The organism is Longimicrobium sp. (genome assembly GCF_036399935.1).
GTDB lineage: Bacteria > Gemmatimonadota > Gemmatimonadetes > Longimicrobiales > Longimicrobiaceae > Longimicrobium.
On record NZ_DASWMD010000022.1, the window covers coordinates 1 to 19,040 of the forward strand.

The 19,040-nt window shown below is 68.8% G+C and carries 17 protein-coding genes; 11 read left to right on the top strand and 6 right to left on the bottom strand.

Features of this window, described 5'->3' with window-relative positions:
- The first annotated feature begins 276 nt into the window (after positions 1-276).
- Positions 277-486 carry a hypothetical protein gene (locus VGB24_RS08510; RefSeq protein ID WP_331072519.1) on the top strand — a complete coding sequence of 70 codons (210 nt, stop codon included), beginning with the start codon at positions 277-279 and terminating at the stop codon, positions 484-486.
- Positions 473-1,213: a DUF2071 domain-containing protein gene (locus VGB24_RS08515; protein ID WP_331072520.1), complete on the top strand. Its 741-nt coding sequence runs from the start codon at positions 473-475 to the stop codon at positions 1,211-1,213. Before VGB24_RS08510 ends, VGB24_RS08515 begins: the two co-directional genes overlap by 14 nt.
- Positions 1,214-1,286: 73 nt before the next feature.
- Here VGB24_RS08515 and VGB24_RS08520 read toward each other — a convergent pair whose 3' ends face one another.
- The gene (locus VGB24_RS08520; protein ID WP_331072521.1) at positions 1,287-2,360 is read right to left on the bottom strand and encodes a sialidase family protein; all 1,074 of its coding nucleotides are present in this window, start codon (positions 2,358-2,360) and stop codon (positions 1,287-1,289) included.
- 259 nt (positions 2,361-2,619) lie between these two features.
- Here VGB24_RS08520 and VGB24_RS08525 point away from each other — a divergent pair, with 259 nt between their 5' ends.
- Positions 2,620-4,695 (top strand): M3 family metallopeptidase, encoded by a 2,076-nt coding sequence (locus VGB24_RS08525; protein WP_331072522.1) that lies wholly within the window; start codon positions 2,620-2,622, stop codon positions 4,693-4,695.
- 513 nt (positions 4,696-5,208) lie between these two features.
- Here the strand turns inward: VGB24_RS08525 and VGB24_RS08530 are convergent.
- Positions 5,209-5,619 (bottom strand): biopolymer transporter ExbD, encoded by a 411-nt coding sequence (locus VGB24_RS08530; RefSeq protein ID WP_331072523.1) that lies wholly within the window; start codon positions 5,617-5,619, stop codon positions 5,209-5,211.
- A gap of 221 nt (positions 5,620-5,840) precedes the next feature.
- Between VGB24_RS08530 and VGB24_RS08535 the strand changes: the two genes are divergently transcribed.
- From VGB24_RS08535 to VGB24_RS08550, 4 genes are all read left to right on the top strand, one after another.
- Positions 5,841-7,310: a sigma 54-interacting transcriptional regulator gene (locus tag VGB24_RS08535; protein ID WP_331072524.1), complete on the top strand. Its 1,470-nt coding sequence runs from the start codon at positions 5,841-5,843 to the stop codon at positions 7,308-7,310.
- Positions 7,311-7,740: 430 nt separating this feature from the next.
- Positions 7,741-8,577, top strand: a complete 837-nt coding sequence (locus VGB24_RS08540; RefSeq protein ID WP_331072525.1) for an EAL domain-containing protein — start codon at positions 7,741-7,743, stop codon at positions 8,575-8,577.
- Positions 8,578-8,635: 58 nt separating this feature from the next.
- Positions 8,636-8,794, top strand: a complete 159-nt coding sequence (locus tag VGB24_RS08545) for a hypothetical protein (RefSeq protein ID WP_331025540.1) — start codon at positions 8,636-8,638, stop codon at positions 8,792-8,794.
- Positions 8,795-8,968: 174 nt separating this feature from the next.
- Entirely contained in the window at positions 8,969-10,282 is a 1,314-nt protein-coding gene (locus tag VGB24_RS08550; RefSeq protein WP_331072526.1) for a DUF1343 domain-containing protein, read from the top strand.
- 801 nt (positions 10,283-11,083) lie between these two features.
- Here the strand turns inward: VGB24_RS08550 and VGB24_RS08555 are convergent.
- Positions 11,084-12,148 carry a hypothetical protein gene (locus tag VGB24_RS08555; protein WP_331072527.1) on the bottom strand — a complete coding sequence of 355 codons (1,065 nt, stop codon included), beginning with the start codon at positions 12,146-12,148 and terminating at the stop codon, positions 11,084-11,086.
- Positions 12,149-12,315: 167 nt separating this feature from the next.
- Here VGB24_RS08555 and VGB24_RS08560 point away from each other — a divergent pair, with 167 nt between their 5' ends.
- From VGB24_RS08560 to VGB24_RS08570, 3 genes are all read left to right on the top strand, one after another.
- Positions 12,316-13,278 carry a DUF1028 domain-containing protein gene (locus tag VGB24_RS08560; RefSeq protein ID WP_331072528.1) on the top strand — a complete coding sequence of 321 codons (963 nt, stop codon included), beginning with the start codon at positions 12,316-12,318 and terminating at the stop codon, positions 13,276-13,278.
- A gap of 75 nt (positions 13,279-13,353) precedes the next feature.
- The gene (locus VGB24_RS08565; RefSeq protein WP_331072529.1) at positions 13,354-15,144 is read left to right on the top strand and encodes a dynamin family protein; all 1,791 of its coding nucleotides are present in this window, start codon (positions 13,354-13,356) and stop codon (positions 15,142-15,144) included.
- Positions 15,145-16,300: 1,156 nt separating this feature from the next.
- Complete coding sequence (locus VGB24_RS08570) at positions 16,301-16,873, top strand: HAD-IA family hydrolase (RefSeq protein ID WP_331072543.1); 573 nt, start codon at positions 16,301-16,303, stop codon at positions 16,871-16,873.
- A 121-nt stretch (positions 16,874-16,994) separates the two neighbouring features.
- Here the strand turns inward: VGB24_RS08570 and VGB24_RS08575 are convergent, their stop codons facing one another.
- From VGB24_RS08575 to VGB24_RS25325, 3 genes are read right to left on the bottom strand one after another with little or no spacing between them, the layout of a single operon-like run.
- A complete protein-coding gene (locus VGB24_RS08575; protein WP_331072530.1) occupies positions 16,995-17,909 on the bottom strand; it encodes a hypothetical protein in 915 nt (304 codons plus the stop codon).
- Positions 17,909-18,172, bottom strand: coding sequence for a DUF4160 domain-containing protein (locus VGB24_RS08580; RefSeq protein ID WP_331072531.1), 264 nt, complete (start codon positions 18,170-18,172; stop codon positions 17,909-17,911). The genes VGB24_RS08575 and VGB24_RS08580 overlap by 1 nt, the downstream gene beginning before the upstream one ends.
- 34 nt (positions 18,173-18,206) lie before the next feature.
- Positions 18,207-18,476, bottom strand: a complete 270-nt coding sequence (locus VGB24_RS25325) for a DUF2188 domain-containing protein (RefSeq protein WP_349263906.1) — start codon at positions 18,474-18,476, stop codon at positions 18,207-18,209.
- Positions 18,477-18,625: 149 nt separating this feature from the next.
- On the opposite strand from VGB24_RS25325, the gene VGB24_RS08585 reads away from it, so the two are divergent.
- Positions 18,626-19,003 carry a PDZ domain-containing protein gene (locus tag VGB24_RS08585; RefSeq protein ID WP_331072532.1) on the top strand — a complete coding sequence of 126 codons (378 nt, stop codon included), beginning with the start codon at positions 18,626-18,628 and terminating at the stop codon, positions 19,001-19,003.
- The last annotated feature ends 37 nt before the right edge of the window (positions 19,004-19,040 follow it).

Genomic DNA, 19,040 nt, shown 5'->3' on the forward strand with positions numbered 1-19,040 from the left:
ACCCTTCCCCCGCAAACTGCGCGGGGGAAGGGAGCCAGTCGAGTGCACCCGGGCCAGCCGGAGCGCAATCGAATTCTCCTCTCCCCCATGGGGTTTATGGGGGAGAGGCCGGGAGAGGGGGGCGGCCGCGGCATGCACCAGTCCTGTCGAACCCCGATCGAAGTTCTCCTCGTCTCAGCGTGACGAGCGACAACAGCCGTTGCGCCAAATGACGCACTGCCCCAACATCCTCACTCCACGTGACGCCCGATCCCGTAAATCCTGGACCGCCCCCATATGAGCACCCGCTCCATCGCACTCGCCTCCCTCGCCCTGCTGGCCGCCTGCTCAAGCGGCGCCGACATGGCCGACGAGACCGTGGCCAACGACTCCAGCCTGGACGCCATCACCGGGCGCGCCGAGGAAAAGGCGCAGGAGCGCCTGGAAAAGGCCGAGAAGGACGCCGACGCCCGCGCGTCCGAAGCCGGGGCGGATGAACCCCGCTGAACCCTCCACCCGCGGCGCCTTTCTGACCGCCGAGTGGCGGTGGCTAGCAATGCTGAACTACGAAGTGCCCCCCGCCCTGCTGCGTCCCCTCGTTCCCGCCGGGACGGAGCTGGACGAGTGGGGCGGCGTCACCTACGCCAGCGTGGTGGGCTTCATGTTCCTGCGGACGCGGGTGCTGGGGATTCCGATCCCCTTCCATCGCGACTTCGAGGAGCTGAACCTGCGCTTCTACGTGCGGCACAAGGGGCCGGAGGGATGGCGGCGCGGCGTGGTGTTCGTGAAGGAGATCGTGCCGCGCTTCGCCATCGCGGCGGTCGCCCGCTGGGTGTACAACGAGAACTACGCCGCGCTCCCCATGCGGCACCGCAACGAGGTCCAGCCCGAGACGGGCGGATCGGTGGAGTATGGATGGCGCCACCGCGGCCGCTGGTGCGCGCTGCGGGCATCCGTCGCCGGCCCTTCCGCCCCCGCGGCGGACGGCTCCGAGGCGGAGTTCATCACCGAGCACTACTGGGGATACGCCCGCCAGCGCGACGGCGGGACGGTGGAGTACCAGGTGGAGCATCCGCGCTGGAAGGTGTGGCGCGCACAATCCGCCACGCTGGACTGCGACGTGGCCGCGCTGTACGGCCCCGCCTTCGCCGAGTGCCTGTCCACCCCGCCCCGATCCGCGCTACTCGCGGACGGCTCCCCCATCGTGGTCCGCAAAGGCGCGCGCATCGCCTGATCCGCGGAAAAGCGGAGAAGCAGGGGAAGCCCCAAGGCCTCCTCTGCTTCTCCGCTTTTCCGTCCCTCGAACGCTACTGGATGTCGAGCGCGGGATTCACCCAGATGTCGAAGTCCGACGAGGGGGCGCGCTGGCGTCCCCAGGCCAGGACCACGCGCCCGGGCGTGCCGTGCAGCACCGGGTGCGGCTCCACGTCGTGCAGGTCCAGGTCGGTGGTCACCTTCACGGGCGCGGTCCAGACGGCGCCGTCGGTAGTGCGGTAGTAGAGGTTGTAGCCGGCATCGCTGCCCAGCCCGATGTACATCAGCAGGAAGCGCCCGTCTTCCAGCACGATGGGCTGCGAATCGTGCGAGTCCGTCACCGTGGAGATCACCGCCGCCTGCGCGGGCCAGGCGTACGGGTCGGCGGAGGTCTTCGCGAAGATGGCGAGCTTGCCGTCCGCGCCCGCCGCCTGGTACGTCGCCATGTACAGCCCGTCGGCCGCGCGCCGGGCGATGCGGGGCAGCATCCCCTGCCCGCCGCCGGTCACCGTCGTGCGGCGTCCATCCCAGGTGGCGCCCCCGTCCAGGCTGCGCGCCAGGTATCCCACGTACGTGGTTCCGTTGTGGCGCTGGTACGTCATCGTCAGCGACCCGTCCGCTTCCACGATGACGGACGGGTTCATGTCGCCCGCCGTGCCCCATCCCAGGCTCACCGCCCCGCGGGCCGTCCACGTCCTGCCATCCGCCGACGTCGCGCGCTGGATGGTGTAGGCGCCCTTGGAGTCGACGACCAGGTAGAAGAGCGCGAACGCGCCCGAGGGCAGCTGCACCACCGACGGGTGGCGCTCGCTCGACCGGGTGCCCACGATCAGCGCCGGCGCGGACCACGACACGCCGTTGTCGGACGAGGTCGACACGTACAGGTCGCCCGAGTTGGTGCGCGGCGCCAGGCGCTCGAACACCGTCATCAGGCGGCCGTCGTTCAGGCGGAACAGGCTGGGCTGGTAGTCGTTCTCCGGTCCGCTGTGCAGCGACGCGCCGACGGCGGTGGTGGCGGCGAGCGCGGCGTCGGGGCCGGCGGGCTGCGCCTGCGTGGGATCCTGGGCGCAGCCGGAGAGCGCGCAGGCGGCCAGGACCAGGCCGGAACGTGCGATACGTGTGTGCATGGGGTTTCGAACCGCGGGGAGTGGGAGGGAGGGATCGAACGATCCGTGGTCGTGCATCCAAATCTATACACGACAGTCGCTTACGCGCTACTGGCCCCATCCTTCGCGGCCCAGGCGAGTCGTGTGGGGACGCCCTTTCTCCCGCGGACGGAAATGAGCTCATCGCCGTCCGGGAACCCGGCGCGCGCGCAGTGGTACGCGGACGGTTCCGTGGGGATGGCCCGGCGCGTGCCATGTCCGCGCCAGAGATCCTGGATCCATGAACCCGATCGCATCCGCGTTGATGACCACCGCCGCCGAACCCGCCGCCGTGCTCCACGACAACCCGCTGCTCACGTACCGCGACGCCATTCCGTTCGACCGCATCCAGGCCGCGCACGTGGTGCCCGCCGTGCGCGCCGCGCTGGCGCAGGCGGCGGACGAGCTGAACGCCATCATCCAGCTGAACGGTCCCCGCACGTACGACAACACCGTCGGCGCGCTGGAAGAGGTGAGCGAGCGGATGGGGCGGGTGATCCGGCCTGTGGGTCACCTGTCGTCGGTGATGGACACGCCGGACCTGCGCCAGGCGTGGCAGACGGTGCTGCCCGAGATCTCGGCGTTCAACGCCCGGCTGGCCCTGAACCCGGAGCTGTGGGCCGCGGTAAAGGCCTACGCCGGCACCGACCATGCCCGGGCCCTGCAGGGGGTGCGGGCGCGGCACCTGGAAAAGGTGGTGCTCGAGTTCCGCCGCGCGGGCGCCGACCTACCGCCGGAGCAGAAGGAGCGGGTGGAGGCGCTGCGGGTGGAGCTGTCGCAGCTCGGGCAGACGTACGCCAACCACGTCCTCGACAGCACCAACGCCTGGGAGCTGGTGCTGACCGACGAGGCGGAGCTGGAGGGCCTTCCCGAGTCCGCCCGGGCGCAGGCGCGTGCCTCGGCGGCGGCCAAGGGGGTGGATGGATGGCGCTTCACCCTGCAGCTGCCCTCGTACCAGCCGTTCATGCAGTACGCCGCCCGCCGCGACCTGCGCCAGCGGATGTACGACGCGTACATGAACCGCGCGGCCGACGGCCCGCACGACAACCGCCCCGTGCTGCGGCGCATCCTGGCGGTGCGCCGAGAGCTGGCCGGCATCCTGGGCTTCGCCGACTGGGCCGACTACACGCTGGAAGACAGCATGGCCGGCAGCGGCGCGCGCGCGGTGGAGTTCGAAGCCGACCTGGTGGCGCGCACCCGGCCCGTGTGGCAGCGGCAGATCGCCGAGTTGGAAGCGTTCGCGCGCGCCGAGCTGGGGCTGAACGAGATGGCGCCGTGGGACATGTCGTACGCCATCGAGCAGATGCGCCGCGCCCGGTACGACCTGGATGCCGAGGCGCTGCGGCCGTACTTCCCGCTGGACCGGGTGCTGGAGGGACTGTTCGAGATCGCCCGGCGCCTGTTCGGCGTGCGCGTGCAGCCGCGGCGCGTGGACGAGGTGTGGCACCCCGATGTGGGCTTCTACGACGTGTTCGATGAGGCGGGGAGCCTGCTGGGCGGCTTCTACGCCGACTGGTACCCGCGCGAGGAAAAGCGCGGCGGCGCGTGGATGGGCGGCTTGGTGGTCGGCGGGCCACGGGCGGAGGGGTGGAAGCCGCACCTGGCCGTGGTGGCGGCCAACGTTTCTCCCCCGGAGGGCGGCCGCCCCGCCCTGCTGAACCATCGCGAGGTGCAGACGGTCTTCCACGAGTTCGGGCACCTGCTTCACCACGTGCTCTCACGCGTGGAGGTTCCCGCGCTGGGGGGCACGCGGGTGGCCACGGACTGGGTGGAGCTTCCGTCGCAGATCATGGAGAACTGGACGTGGGAGCGTCCCGCGCTGGACCTGTTCGCGCGGCACTGGGACACGGGCGAGCCCATCCCCGAGGCGCTGTTCCAGAAGATGAAGGCGGCGCGGGTGCACATGGGCGCGCACCTGCAGATGCGGCAGCTGAGCTTCGGGACGATGGACCTGGAGCTTCACGTGCACTTCGATCCGGCCTCGGGCGAAGACCCGGTGCAACGTGCGCAGCGGGTGATGGAGGGGTTCCACACGCGCCCCGAGTACGCGCACGACCACTTCGTCACCAGCTTCGCGCACATATTTTCGGGGGGGTACGGGGCCGGGTACTACAGCTACCTGTGGTCCGAGGTGCTGGATGCGGACGCGTTCAGCCGGTTCGAGCGCGAGGGGCTGTTCAGCCGCGAGGTGGGGCGGGATTTCGTGGAGCACGTGCTCAGTCAGGGCGACGCCGCGGACCCGGCGGAGCTGTTCCGCCGGTTCATGGGCCGCGACCCGGACCCGGCCGCGCTGCTGAGGCGGAATCTAGGGGTGTGAGCGGGTAACCCGCCGAAACGCTCGCGGAAAGCCCCGCCGGGCTACCGAGGCGTCTGCCGGACGCACCGCGCCCGGACGAGCGACGATGTCCTCCCGATGGAGCGGCCATTCCCAACCAGCCCGGATACGCTACTACGCAGCGACTGAGGGATCCGCCACACACCACGCGTGACGCACCAAACCGACGGAACCTCACCGCATTTCGTCTTGCCACTCGGCCAAACAGCCGGGAACCCCGGACTGCGGACGAGAGAAGTGAGGCGCGTCTTTTCTGGCTGTGTGGCGGATCCCTCAGTCGCTGCCGCCTACGGTGTTCGGGCAGGGTCGCCGTGGCCGCTCCATCGGGATGACAGCGCGTGGGGCGCTGGTGGGTACAATAAACAAGCCCCCTGGTGCGCATTCGTGTTACCGAAGAGGCGTGGGGGCTATGATTGCCCTAAGGATAGGCCGTCCAGAGTGACACGTCAAGGCTCTCGTCCGGCGGTGCGCCACCGCCGGCTTGGCTCCCGCTCTTCAGTTCCGCGGCATCAGCCCGATGATGTCCACTCCCGCGGCCCGGCTGGAGTCGAAGGCGTGGATCACCTCGCCGTACGAGAGCTGCTCCGACGCCTTCACGTACAGCAGCTTGCGCGGACGGTTCGCGAACACCGCCTGCAGCTCCTCCGTCAGCCGCGTCCCGTCCAGGGGCTTCTGGTTCAGCGCGTAGCGTCCACCGGGCTCCACCTCCAGAACCAGGCTCTCCGTTCCGGGCGGCGACACGGTTTCATCAGTCTTCGGCGCGGGCACGTGAACCGAGAGCCCCCGCTGAAGGCTGGCCTGCACCACCATGAAGATGATCAGCAGCACCAGCAGCACGTCGATCATCGGGGTCATGTTGATCGAAGCCGTGAACCCGCCGCGCGTTCCCCCCGCAATCATCGCCATCGCGTCCTCCCGTGGTCTGCTGTTGGACAGGAAACTCAGAGATCGACCGGCCGTGCTGTCGACGCTGGATCGGTCACCAAGCCCAGCGTCCTGATGTCGTTGGCTCGCGCGGCGGGGCTCAGATGGGAACGCCGCGGGGGAGTCGGATTCTGACATCGCCCGGTTCTTGCGGCGGAGGCGCCGCGCCCGTGACCCCCTTCCCGAGCCACCCGTCTGCCCTGATGACCCAGCTCGCGACCACGCTCGGCGCCCTGCGCGCCTCCGGTTACCGAACCCGCTCCGTGAAAGCGGAGATGCGCGAAAACCTGATCGCCCGGCTCAAGGACGGGCACACCATGTTTCCCGGAATCGTGGGCTACGACGACACCGTGGTCCCGTCGCTGGCCAACGCCGTCCTGGCGCGGCACAACTTCATCCTGCTGGGGCTGCGCGGGCAGGCCAAGAGCCGCATCCTGCGCCAGCTGGCCACCCTGCTGGATCCCGAGATTCCCGTCCTGGCCGGCTCGGAGGTGAACGACGATCCGTTCGCCCCCATCAGCAAGTACGGCCGCGAGCTGCTGCGCGACGCCGGCGACGACGCCCCCATCGAGTGGATCGCGCCGGACCGGCGCTACGTGGAAAAGCTGGCGACCCCCGACGTGACCGTGGCCGACCTGATCGGCGACATGGACCCCATCCGCGCGGCGCGGGGCGGCCACCTGCTCAGCGACGAGCTGACCATCAACTTTGGGCTGCTGCCGCGCGCCAACCGCGGCATCTTCGCCATCAACGAGCTGCCGGACCTGTCGGGCAAGGTGCAGGTGGGGCTGTTCAACGTGCTGCAGGAAGGCGACATCCAGATCAAGGGGTTTCCCGTGCGGATGCCGCTGGACGTGATGCTGGTGTTCAGCGCCAACCCAGAGGACTACACGGCGCGTGGCAAGATCATCACCCCGCTCAAGGACCGCATCGGCTCCGAGATCCTCACGCACTATCCCCGGACGACGGAAGAGGGGATGGAGATCACGCGGCAGGAGGCCTACCTGTCGCGCGACGGCGGGTCGATGGAGGTGAGCATTCCCCCGTTCGTGGCCGAGCTGGTGGAGAGGGTGGCGTTCCTGGCGCGCGACGACAAGCGCATCGACCGGCGCAGCGGCGTGTCGCAGCGCATGCCCATCTCGGTGATGGAAACGGCCGTCAGCAACGCCGAGCGGCGCGCGGTGATCGCCGGCGAGCCGCGCATCCTGCCCCGCATCGCCGACATCTATGCGGCCATGCCCTCCATCACCGGCAAGATGGAGCTGGAGTACGAGGGCGAGCTGCAGGGCGCCCAGGCGATTGCGCGCGACCTGATCGCCGCGGCGGCCCGCGACGTGTTCGACGGCATGTGGGACGTGTCGATGCTGGACGAGGTGATCGAGCACTTCGACAAGGGCGGCGTGCTGCAGATCAGCGATGGCGCCTCGGCCGATGCGTGCCTCGCCGGACTGGCTGCGGTCAAGGGGCTGAACGAGGCGCTGGAGGGCGCGGGGCTCAGCAACCCGGCGGACCCGGCGATGACCGTGGCCGCCGCCGAGCTGCTGCTGGAGGGGCTGGCCGCGCACCGGAAGATCAGCCGCGCCGAGAGCGGTGCCTACGGGCGCGCCAAGGCCGAGCGGCCCAAGGGCAAGGGCACGGGAGGCTTCAAGTTCGGCGACGACATGTTCAGTTGAGCTGATCCACGATCTGAACTATGCGTGACGTGTCTCACCCCGTCTGCTGAGCCGGTCCCGCAGCAACCATATCGAGCCGCATCCGCGCTTTCAGCAGGTGCGGCTCAGTGCATCTTCAGTCTCCCGTCTCATCCTCCATCTCTCTCTTCTACAACAACTTGCACCAGCCCACCGGTGCAGTCGTACGCCCGACGAGCAGCAACTCTGAAACCGCGAACACCTGTGCTCCCGTACCATCGGAGTGCCGATCCACCGCTTGGGGATTGCCCACTTGAACGATGTTGAACCGGTTCGGGTGGTTTGGGTAGTTCGACCCATTCGCGTACCGGTAGCGGGATGCAGATTGTTCTCCGTAGCCAGCGACGCCGCGTCACCGCGGGAACGGCCGGCCCCCTTGAAGGACCGCGACAATCCCTGGGAGATCCAGCCCATGTTCGACATAGAGACGATGGTGAAAGATCACGCGACGGCCGTGCAGACCCGGACCGCCGCGCCGGTGATGGAGCCGAAGTTCTTCTGCACGGTGACGCCGTTCTACCAGCCGATCGTGAGCGCCGACGGGTTCGGCGTGATCGGGTACGAGGCGCTTGCCCGCGGCCCGCTGGATTCGCCGCTGCACTCGGCCCGGACGCTGTTCGCCACGGCCAGTGGGCTGGGAGAGATGGCCGCGCTGGAGCGGGTGTGCTGGACGGCGGCGCTGCTGAACGCCACCCGGCTGGGACTGTGGCGCCGCCCGGACACGCTGCTGTTCCTGAACCTGTCGGCGGAGCGCATCCGCGAGCCCGAGTTCCTGGAGTTCGCCAGGCGCGTGGTGGCCGAGACGGGCGTGCCGCAGAGCCGGATCGTAATCGAGGTAACGGAAGAATCGCGGATGCGCTCGGACCTGGGGTTCCTGCGCGCGCTGATGCGGTACCGCGACATGGGCTTCCAGATCGCGCTGGACGACGTGGGCACCGGCTACTCGGACCTGCGCGTGCTGGCCGAGGTGAAGCCCGACTTTCTGAAGATCGCTCTGGAACTGGTGCGGAGCGTTCACGTGCACACGGGCCGCCGCCAGGTGGTGCACTCGCTGGTGATGCTGGGCCACGCCATGGGCAGCACGGTGATCGTGGAAGGCGTGGAGACGTCGGAGGAGCTGGCCGCCGTGCGCGCCCTGGGCGCGGACTGCGTGCAGGGGTACCTGATGGCCAAGCCGGGCGCGGGCCTGCCGGCGGTGGTGCTCCCGGACACGCTGGCGGTGGCGCCGCGCCTGTGCCGCGCGGCCTGATTTTCCCTGATCGATGCGCCGGTCCGCCGGCGCTGCACTCATAGATCGCGAGGAACGGATGACCAGGAAGAACGCGGCTCTCCAGGCCGCACACGAAGTCGCGGCGCGCATCCGGCGCGAGCGGCAGGGATGGGACGAGGGAGCGGACGTGGTGTGGCTGACGCCCGACGGAAAGCCGCCCCGGCAGATGGCGGTCCACATCCGCGAGCGGCGCTGAACGGCGGGTCTCACACGGGGGGCACGGAGCGCACGGAGGGCCGGGGAGGGTTTCTCCCGATCCTCCGTGTCTTCCGTGTGAGACCGCGTGTTGCGGAACAATCCTCGCAAGCGGCGAGTCTAACCGCCGCACCTCAACGCGCCATCAACGCAGTTTCGCGGGATCGATCGTCCAATGCCCTACACAACGCTTCTCAAGCCCGTGGCCGCGCTGGCGGCGTGCGTCGGCGCGCTCGCCGCGCAACTGGGCCCCTCGCCCTCGCGGGCGCAGCAGCCCACCGTGCTCCCCGCCAACTACGTCAACGCGCCGAGTGCGTCAAAGGCGCAGGAGCCGGTGCTCCCGGGGCTGGAGGTATTGCTGCGAGATTCTCTGCACCTGGTGCGGGGCAAGCGCGTGGGGCTGATCACCAACCACACGGCCGTCACCCGCGACGGGCGCAGCGCCATCGACGCGCTTCACCGCCATCCCGAGGTGCGGCTGGTGGCGCTGTTCGGGCCGGAGCACGGGCTGCGTGGCAACGTAGACGGGGGAGAGCGCATCGGCACGTCACGCGATTCGCGGACGGGGCTGCCGGTGTTCTCGCTCTATGGATCGACGGAACGGCCCACCGCGGCCATGCTGCGCGGCATCGACGTGCTTCTGTTCGACATGCAGGACATCGGCGCGCGGCCGTACACGTACATCTGGACGATGGCGATGGCGATGGAGGAGGCCGCGCGCCACGGGCTTCCGTTCGTCGTCCTGGACCGGCCCAATCCCGTCACCTCCCGCGCGGAAGGGCCGCTGATGCAGTACGAGATGCGCAGCCGCGGCCCGCTGATCACCGGCTACTATCCCGTCCCCCTGCGCCACGGGATGACGACGGGCGAGGTGGCGCGCTACGTCAACGGCGAGTACCGCATCGGCGCCAAGCTGAGCGTGGTGCCGGTGCAGGGGTGGCGCGGCGATGCGTGGTTCGACGAGACCGGGCTGCCGTGGATCAACCCGTCACCCAACATCCGCACCCTGGACGCGGCGCTGGCGTTCAGCGGGCTGGTGATGCTGGAGACCACCAACCTGTCCGTGGGGCGGGGAACGCCCACGCCGTTCAGCTACGTGGGCGCGCCGTACATCAACAACACCGAGCTCCTGCGCCGCGTGCGTGCGTACGACCTGCCGGGGGTGGAGTTCGAGCTGGCGGAGTTCACGCCGCGCGGCCGCGACTGGATGCAGCACCGCGACCGCCTCTGCCGCGGCGTGCGCCTGCGCATCACCGACCGCGAGCAGTTCAAGCCGGTGCTGACCGCGCTGGTGTTCCTGGTGGAGATCCACCGGATGCACCCGCAGAACCTGGGGATGGGCCCCATGCTGCAGATGCTGGGGAGCCGCTGGGCGCCCGAAGCGGTCCGCCGCCACGACGACCCGCGTGACATCTACCGCCGGTGGGAAGCCGAGAACGCGGAATGGAACCGCGTGCGCGAGAAGTACCGGTTGTACCCGGCGGAGTAAGGCGAAGGCCTGTCCAGCGCCAGTTGCCATCCCGCCCCGAATACCCGGTGCGCACCCCTTCCACGGGCGGGTGAACCCGCGGCTGGAAACGCGGTAAGCCCCGACACGGGCCGCTCACGCGTCCCGTTCGGGGCTTCAACAGCACACGCACCACAGCTATCGAAGGCGCGCCTGTCATCCCGACGGAGCGGCCATGCCGAACCTGCCCATGCGACATCGATGGCAGCGACCGAGGGATCCGCCACACATCCACCGAAGCGCACGACAGCCGCGGCGTGCCCCCCTCCAAGGCGGGTGAACCCGCGGCTGGAACGGCGGTAAGCCCCGACACAGGCCGCTCGCGCGTCCCGTTCGGGGCTTCAACATCACGCGTACAAACCTATCGAAGCGCGATCGAATTCTCCCCTCTCCGCATGCGCAGCGTGCGGGGAGGGGTCGGGGGAGGGGCCACCCAGGGGACCACGCCGGACCAGCCCAACCGCACCCATGCTCGCCAGCGATCCCGCCGCGAACACCGCACCTCCGGGCACGCACCGAGGCCTCTGCTTCGGTGCCCGCTGCCGCGCCCGGGCTGTTACGTGCCCCATGCAAGATCCTTCGGCCCGCGCGGGATGTGCTGCGGGCGAGCGCGGTTCGCCTGGGCCTCTGGATGACAGGCTGTGGCGTTCGCGCAGGGTGCTGGTGACGCACCGGGCTGGCTCCCTTCCCCCGCGGGGTTTGCGGGGGAAGGGCTGGGGATGGGGGGGCGCCCGACGCATCCGCCACTGCCCGTCGAAACACCCCGCCCCCCTCGGAAACGTCCTACCACGCCCGCCCGCGCCCCAGCACCCGCTCCCCCTCCAGCGCCGCATCCAGCCCCCAGCGCGCACCCGTGGCCCGCTGAACGTCGCGCACGCGGTACAGCACCTGGATGTACGCCACGTCCTCGGGGGTCGGCTCGTCGGCGCGCATTTCGGGGCAGCGCAGGACGTCGGCGGCCACGGACCTCCACTCGCAGGTGTGCCCCGCCCCCAGCGCGTGGAGCAGCTCGTGGCCCACCAGCTGCCAGCCCGGCCCGTTCGTCAGCGGCCCGGCGCGCTGAAGCCTCATCGTTCCGTACTCCACCACGCCGCCCTGGCTGAGCACCGTCGTCAGCGCGGCGGCCCGTACGTCACGGTCCACCAGCACCAGCACGACGTCGTTGGGATCGCGGTCGTCGTCCTCGGGCTGCACGTCGGCGTAGCGCGCGGGGCGAAACAGGTCCTGGCCGAACGCGTCTTCCACCGCCTGCGTGATCCGCCAGAAGGTAGCCGAGTCCGGCGCGGCTCCGCGCGGCAGGGAGTACTCGCGGTCGAACGCGATCCGCAGCGGAAACGACGACGATCGCCAGCTCTGGAACCACATGGGCCCGTTGGCCCCATACACCCGCAGCCAGAACGAGCCGCACCCCGGGCACACGGCCGTCCGCGCACGGCCGGGGCTGATCTCCACCTCCCGGCCCGCGTATCTGCCCGCCGGAATCCGCCAGCGGCGCGGAACCAGGATGATGGCCTGCTCCCGCCGCGCCGAATCTGACCGGAACCGCACCAGCGCCGGATGATGGGTACGTGCCGAGACGTCGGCCGCGTCCACCGCCAGGTCGATCGAATCGCTCCCCGCCGCGCCAACCGGCACCTCGAACCGCCCCGTGGAATCCACCGCCGCCGAGTCCACCCGCGGCAGCGTGTCACCCGCCGCACGCCACCGCACGAACGCCCGCATCTCCGGGCGCGGCAGCGTGTCGGGCGATATCACGCGCCCGCGCACCACCGTCTGCCCCGCCGCGGGTAGGGCGGCGAGCAGCAGGGCGAGCGCGGCGGCGATTCGGGCTGGCGAGGGTCTGGACATCGGCGGTCGGCGGCGCATGTTTCTCCGCGCCATCATCCGCATCCCCCGTTCCCCCTCGGCCTCAGCGCTCCCGCCGCGGGCGACCATCTCACGACGGCGGGTGCGATTCTGGCAGCTCCGGCTGAAGACGCTGCTCGCTTCCGCGGTCCACCCGAACCGAATTCACGATGCGCATCCGCCTGACCTCGTTCCTGCTCCTTCTCGCCGCCCCCGCCATGGCGCAGGATGGCAATCCGCCCTCGCTCTCCACGTTCAGCATCGTGGCGTGCGATCCCGTGAACGGCTTCCTGGGCGTGGCCGTGCAGTCGCGCGTGGTGGGCGCGGGATCCATCGTTCCCGCGGCGGAGGCCGACGCGGGCGCCATCGCCACGCAGGCCGCCGCGAACGTGTCGTTCAAGCGGCGTGGGCTGGAGATGCTGCGCGCCGGGCGGTCACCGGACGAGGTGCGCGCGGAGTTCGTGCGGACGGACCCGGGCATCGCGCGGCGGCAGTTCGCGGTGATGGACAAGCAGTGCCGCGTGGCCCCGTTCACCGGCGACAGCGCGCAGGCGTGGGCCGGCCACCGCAGCGGCCCCAACTTCAGCGTGCAGGGCAACATCCTCACGGGGCCCGAGGTGGTGGACTCGATGGCCTCGGCGTTCCGGGCGGCCGAGGCGGCGGGGCGCCCCTTCGGCGAGCGGCTGCTGGCGGCGCTCAAGGCCGGGCAGGCGGCGGGCGGCGACAGGCGCGGACGGCAGGGGGCGGGAATGCTGATCGTAAAGGCCGGCGCCGGCTACGGCGGGGGCGACGACGTGTACGCCGACCTTCACGTGGAAGATGCGCCCGAGCCCATCCTGGAGTTGGAGCGCGTGTACAACGTGTGGATGTCGCTCTTTCACCCCGACGACCACTTCCTCCCCAACGGCTCGCAGGCGGTCGCCGCGCCCGGCGGCCCTCACATCTGCGCGCTGCGCAACCTGCTGGCGCGCGCGGGCCACGGCACGCCGACCCAGGCGCAGTTCTGCGCCTTCGACGAAGAGGTGATCCCCGCGCTCAAGGCCTTCCAGCGCGCGCAGAACCTTCCCGTGCGCGCCGCGCTCACCCCGGAAACCGCGGCGCGGCTACGGCAGGTGACGAGCGCGCAACCGTAGAAGCAGTCGCTCACGACTGCACATCGTCAGTGCGGCCCCACGTTTGCGCAACGTGGGGCCGCTTTGCATCACGTAATGAGCCTGGAACGGCGGGGGGGGCGGATGGTGATCGGCAAACTGCTGCGGCGAAACAGCATCCTGGGCGAGCGCGAGGCCGAGCTGCGCGCGCGCGAACGCGAACTGCTGGACCGGCTGGCCAAGGCGCTCGACCGCTTCGGCACGGACGTGGACCCGGACGACCGCAAGCACTTCGACCAGGCGCGCGAACAGCTTTCGGGGCTGTTCCTGCTGGTGATCGCGGGCGAGTTCAACAGCGGCAAGAGCAGCTTCATCAACGCATTGATCGGCGAGCGGGTGCTGCCCGAGGGCGTTACCCCCACCACCGACCGCATCAACATCCTGCGGTGGGGCGACACGGTAGAGGAAGAGCTGATCGAGGCCTACCTGCTGGAGCGCACGCACCCCGCGCCCCTGCTGCGCGACATCAACATCGTCGACACGCCGGGCACCAACGCCGTGCTGCGCGAGCACGAGGAGCTTACGCGCGACTTCGTTCCCCGGTCGGACCTGGTGCTGTTCGTCACCTCGGCCGACCGGCCGTTCACCGAGAGCGAGCGCACCTTCCTGGAGCAGATCCGGGCCTGGGGCAAGAAGATCGTCTTCATCGTCAACAAGATCGACATCCTGGGCGCCGAGAGCGACCGCGGCGAGGTGCTGCGCTTCGTGCGCGACAACGGCACCTCGCTGCTGGGGGAAGAGCCGCTCGTTTTCCCCGTGTCGGCAAAGATGGCCATGCAGGCGCGCCAGGGCGGCGACGAATCAGCGTACGCGGCCAGCGGGTTTCCCGCCGTCGACGACTTCCTGCTCAACACCCTCGATCAGCAGGAGCGCATTCGCCTGAAGCTGCTGAACCCGCTGAACGTGGGGCTGAAGCTGGCTTCCAAGTACAAGGAAACGGCGTTCGAGCGATTGAAGCTGCTGTCCGAGGACGTGGCGACGCTGCAGAACATCGACGCGCAGCTGGGCGCGTTCCACCAGGAGATGCTGCGCGACTACGGGCCGCGCCTGGGCCGCCTGGATTCGCTGCTGAGCGACATGGAGGTGCGCGGGCTGAACTTCTTCGACGCCACCATCCGCATCACCAAGGTCCGCGAGCTGATGCGCAGCGACACCGTCCGCGTGGACTTCGAGCGCCAGGTGATCGCCGACACCCCCAAGCTGATCGACGAGGAGGTGGACCGCATCATCGACTGGATCGTGGAGCGCAACCTGAAGCTGTGGCAGGACATCGGCGCCTACATCGAGCGCCGGCAGATCAACCGCCACCGCGAGGGGATGATCGGCGAGGTGGGGCGCGGCTTCAGCTACAACCGGCAGGCGCTGCTGGGGTCCATCGGCAGCACGGCGCGGGAGGCCGTCTCCAGCTACAACCGCGACGCCGAGGCCCGCAAACTGGCGGAAGAGGTCCGCGGGGGGGCGGGGACGACGATGATCGCGGGGGTGGGCGCCATCGGCCTGGGCACGCTGGTGGCCACGGTGATCACCGGCGCCGCGGCCGACCTCACGGGCATCCTGATGGCCACGGCGCTGGCGGTGACGGGGCTTTACATCCTTCCCGCCCGGCGGCGCCAGGCCAAGGAAGAGTTCAGCAAGAAGGTGGCGGACCTTCGCACCAAGCTGGACGACTCGCTGACGCGGCAGGTGCACGCCGCCATCAGCGACAGCCAGGAAAAGGTGAACGAATCCATCGCCCCGTACCGCCGCTTCGTCGAGGTGCAGCAGCAGCAGTTGAACGAGGCCCGCGGCGAGCTCGTCGTCGCCGAGGACGCGCTGATGCGGCTGCGGACGGAGATCGGGGGGAAGTGAGTGCGGGAGTGCGTTAGTGCGTTAGTGCGGGAGTGCGTGAGTCGCGCCAAGGCCTGTCATCCTGAGGCCCAGGCGCACGGCACTGGCCCGGAGCACATCCCTCGCGGGCCGAAGGATCCAACCGCGGACACGTACAAACCAGGGCGCGGCAGCGGTTACCGTAGCCGAGGCCTCGGCTGCCGTGGGGCCCTCACCCGGCCGCGCTGACACGCGTGCCACCCTCTCCCACAAACAGCGTGGGAGAGGGGGTACACTTCAGGGTTGCGGTGCGATGAGGCCGGCCTGGTGCTCGGGCCGGCGCCCCCCATCCCCAACCCTTCCCCCGCAAACTGGCGGGGGAAGGGAGCCAGTGTGGCGCATCACACATAACTCCTTGCAACCCCACAGGTTGTCATCCTGAGGCCCAGGCGCGCCGCATTCGCCCGCAGCACACGCTACGCGGGCCGAAGGATCTAGCCGCGGATGCGTACAACTCCTGGCGCGGCAGCGGTCACCGAGCCTGGGGACTCGGACGCCCGGCGGGGCTCGGACACTGGTGTGGGACCGATCCAGCACGAGCAGAGGCCTCGGATCTGCTGGGGCGACTGAAGTCGCGGCAACAAGGGCTCGAAGTCCGCCTTCGCGGACAGCTCCTGCCGTTCGAGTGCACGGAAGCCAGCGGAAGCGCGATCGAATTCTCCCCTCTCCCGCTTGCGGGAGAGGGGCCGGGGGAGAGGGCAGCCGAGGCATGCGCCGGCCCTGTTCGAACCGCCCCGGGCCCGCGGCCTCTGCACTGATGCCCGCTACCGCGCCCCGGCTGATTCGTGTCCGCGGCTAGATCCTTCGGCGCGCGAGGTCTGGCGCAGGGATGGCACGGTGCGCCTGCGCCTCAGGATCACCGGGCCGCGGTGCACGCCGGGAGTGTGGATGCGCTCGGCCCGGCTCCCTTTCCCCGGCGATACCCAATCGAGAAATAGTATTGTCGACCTGAGTATCGTCAGGGATACTATCGTCAGAGATAGTATCGTCAGCTTGAGTATCGGCCGGACTGCGAAAAACCGTGACTACATCAGGAACTTCCCGCGCGCCGGCGGCCATCCTGTTCGACCTGGATGGCACGCTCATCGACACGTATCACCTGTACCTGGAGTGCTAGCGGCGCGCGCTGGAGCCGCACCTGGGCTACGCGCCCACGGACAAGGAGATCATCGCGCGCAACCCCGTCTCCGAGCGGCGCTTCCTGGTGGACTGGATCGGCGAGAAGCGCGGGGAGGCCTGCCACGCGGAGATGCGGAGCCAGTACGTAGACCTCTTCGACTCGATGTTCGAGGGCACCTACGATGGCGTCAACGAGATGCTCACCGCAATCAAAGCGGCCGGGTATCCCACGGGGATCGTCACGGGCAAGGGTCGCGAGGCGTGGGAGTTCACGAATTTCTACGGTGGGCTCGACGAGTTCGACGTGGTGGTCACCGACGAAGACGTGCATGCGCCCAAGCCCAACCCGTCCGGCCTGCTCGCGGCTGCCGCGGCGCTGCGTGTAGCGCCGGCTGACACGATCTACATCGGCGATTCCACGAGCGACCTGAAGGCCGGGCGCAACGCGGGGATGAGGATCGGCGCGGCGCTGTGGCCCAAGACGGCGCCGGGCGAGACGGACGCCTTTCTGCACGCCATCGAGGCGATGACGCCCGAGTGGATCTTCGAGCATCCATCCGACATCACCCGCGCGTTCGCCCTCTGGTGCTGAGTACTGAATTGCTGCGGAGACCCGTGGTCCTAGGAAGACTGGGCTCTAACTTACTCACGGGAACAATACTATTGGCGGACTGAGTATCGCCGGGCCGTTCATGTCGCTTATGGCCCCGATCTCAGACGCGCGCGTGGGTATCGAGAGCGCGCTCATCACCCTGCTGTTGGAAACTACGACGGGAGGGCCGTGTCCGGGAGTTCAGTTGAAGTTCTCCGGCGTACCGGCCAATCTCGTCCAGGAGCGAAGCGAGGTCCATTCCGAAAGCGGTGGCGAACTTTTCAGCGCTCTCGACACGCAGCCGGGAGATGCCCTCTTCAATGCGTCGGACCTGGCGCTCTCCCAGATCCGGAATGTCCGTTTGCCGCAGATCCCGTTCCTCACGGAGGCGGCGAAGTGCGGCACCCGTACGGTCCGTTCCGTTGCGCTCGATCGCGATGTCTACCAGGTACATCGGATCTGCCTCCTGGAGAATCTGCGACACACCTAGGTGAATATCCCCTACAGGCCAATGGATGCCCGATCCGTCGGCGCTGATCTCAAACGCGATCTGCTCCTGAGATGCCAAATGGGCGACGAGCGGGATCCGATTGATCGGGAACGCCCGAAACTGGAAGTCGCCCGTTACAACCGTAAGTTGATCGCCCCAAACATACGCGTCGATGATTCCAAGCATCGGTTCGCGGCGAGCAGACGAAACCAGCAGCCGACGGATTGCTCCCGCGTCGCGCGTCAGATGCAGCCTCTGGTCGGGGCGCCGAAGATCCAGAGCCGACAGGAGCTTCGGGAGGACCTGCTCGGGAACGTCGCTGATGATCAAGTACCTGGACGACGATCCCGCGCTCCACTCAGGCAGTTCGATGACGGCCTGGACGAGCTCGGAAGCAAACGCTACGACGACAGGCGCGGCGAATGCGCTGCATCCATCGGACGCGACAAGGCTACGCCCGAGTTTCCGAATGGGAAGCGGAAGCTCCGGCAACCCGAGCGCTTTGGGTGAGAGGTAGCAGGGCCGGACATTTGTGCGCTTCATCATCAGTCTTCCACAATCACTTTCGTGTCCCACTCGCGATACAGCTTCTCGCGGTTCGTCGAAACCTGCTTCAGGAATTCCTTCAACCGTCTCCGCGGGATCCGCCCGATCTCCATCACGACATCGTAGACCGGCGGCTCCGGGCCAAAGAACACGCGAATCTCCCAACTGCCGGGCGCTGCGACGTGGAAGTGCGGCTCACGATGATCTTTCGACCAGAACCAGACTTCGCAACCTGGCCAGCTGACGCAATCGACCTTGCCCATCGATCAGGTTGCCCCCGCACCTCAGGGCCGCGACTCACCCCTTGGGAGGAAAGGGATCACGACCGTACGTGTTCTTCTCCCGGATCCTACCGTCCCGCCCGTGGATTACGAGTTCGCTCCGGTTGTTACGAGCAACGTCGCGGGCATGATTGATCGCATCAGCCTGCTTATCGAAAATACGGGACGCCTTGCTGCTACCTTCCCCACGCACGGCCCACTGGCCGTTCTGGGGAACTACATGTTGGTTCTTTTTCATGACCCAACGCTCCTCATTCAACTTTACAGATACCGGACATGTGTTCATTATGTATCGTCAGATATGTCCGGTCAAGGGTGTCGGGCACAGCGTCCCCGCTCCGCACACTCACCCGGAAACAGTTGACGATGTGCGCAACTTCTGCTTGCTTCCAATCGCGTTCCGTCGCCGACGCCCACCTTCGCGCCAGGTCCCCCGTGAGAATCAGCATCGCCGCAGCCACGGTGGCCATTGCGTTTGCGCATCCGGCTCGCGCGCAGCAGCCGACGCCGGCGCCCGCCGCCGACTCGCAGGCGGTCCAGAACCCGCGGCCACCGGCGGGAACCCTTGGCCTGGCACTTCGCATCTTCCCCAACGCGCGGCCGTTCGTGGCCTCGGTGTCTCCGCAGTCCCCGGCGGCCGCGGCTGGGCTCATGGTCGACGACGTGGTGCTCTCCATCGATGGCCGCGACAGCCTGGAGCGTCCCCTGTTTCCGGGGCTGGCGCCGGGGCGCGCGTACACGGTGCGCGTGAAGCGCGGGGAGGAGGAGCGCGAGCTGCGGATCGTCGCCGCGGCACCTCGCGCCGCGCCGTAAGCGTCACCCGGCGCAGGACGTTTCATGGGAACGTTCC

Bases quoted from the DNA above. Each gene is read 5' to 3' on its own strand.
- VGB24_RS08515 (WP_331072520.1), top strand. From the start codon at position 473: ATGAACCCCGCTGAACCCTCCACCCGCGGCGCCTTTCTGACCGCCGAG.
- VGB24_RS08575 (WP_331072530.1), bottom strand. From the start codon at position 17,909: ATGATGAAGCGCACAAATGTCCGGCCCTGCTACCTCTCACCCAAAGCG.
- VGB24_RS08555 (WP_331072527.1), bottom strand. From the start codon at position 12,148: ATGTCCAGACCCTCGCCAGCCCGAATCGCCGCCGCGCTCGCCCTGCTG.
- VGB24_RS08525 (WP_331072522.1), top strand. From the start codon at position 2,620: ATGAACCCGATCGCATCCGCGTTGATGACCACCGCCGCCGAACCCGCC.
- VGB24_RS08550 (WP_331072526.1), top strand. From the start codon at position 8,969: ATGCCCTACACAACGCTTCTCAAGCCCGTGGCCGCGCTGGCGGCGTGC.
- VGB24_RS08565 (WP_331072529.1), top strand. From the start codon at position 13,354: ATGAGCCTGGAACGGCGGGGGGGGCGGATGGTGATCGGCAAACTGCTG.
- VGB24_RS08545 (WP_331025540.1), top strand. From the start codon at position 8,636: ATGACCAGGAAGAACGCGGCTCTCCAGGCCGCACACGAAGTCGCGGCG.
- VGB24_RS08560 (WP_331072528.1), top strand. From the start codon at position 12,316: ATGCGCATCCGCCTGACCTCGTTCCTGCTCCTTCTCGCCGCCCCCGCC.
- VGB24_RS08530 (WP_331072523.1), bottom strand. From the start codon at position 5,619: ATGGCGATGATTGCGGGGGGAACGCGCGGCGGGTTCACGGCTTCGATC.
- VGB24_RS25325 (WP_349263906.1), bottom strand. From the start codon at position 18,476: ATGAACACATGTCCGGTATCTGTAAAGTTGAATGAGGAGCGTTGGGTC.
- VGB24_RS08535 (WP_331072524.1), top strand. From the start codon at position 5,841: ATGACCCAGCTCGCGACCACGCTCGGCGCCCTGCGCGCCTCCGGTTAC.
- VGB24_RS08520 (WP_331072521.1), bottom strand. From the start codon at position 2,360: ATGCACACACGTATCGCACGTTCCGGCCTGGTCCTGGCCGCCTGCGCG.
- VGB24_RS08540 (WP_331072525.1), top strand. From the start codon at position 7,741: ATGTTCGACATAGAGACGATGGTGAAAGATCACGCGACGGCCGTGCAG.
- VGB24_RS08510 (WP_331072519.1), top strand. From the start codon at position 277: ATGAGCACCCGCTCCATCGCACTCGCCTCCCTCGCCCTGCTGGCCGCC.
- VGB24_RS08580 (WP_331072531.1), bottom strand. From the start codon at position 18,172: ATGGGCAAGGTCGATTGCGTCAGCTGGCCAGGTTGCGAAGTCTGGTTC.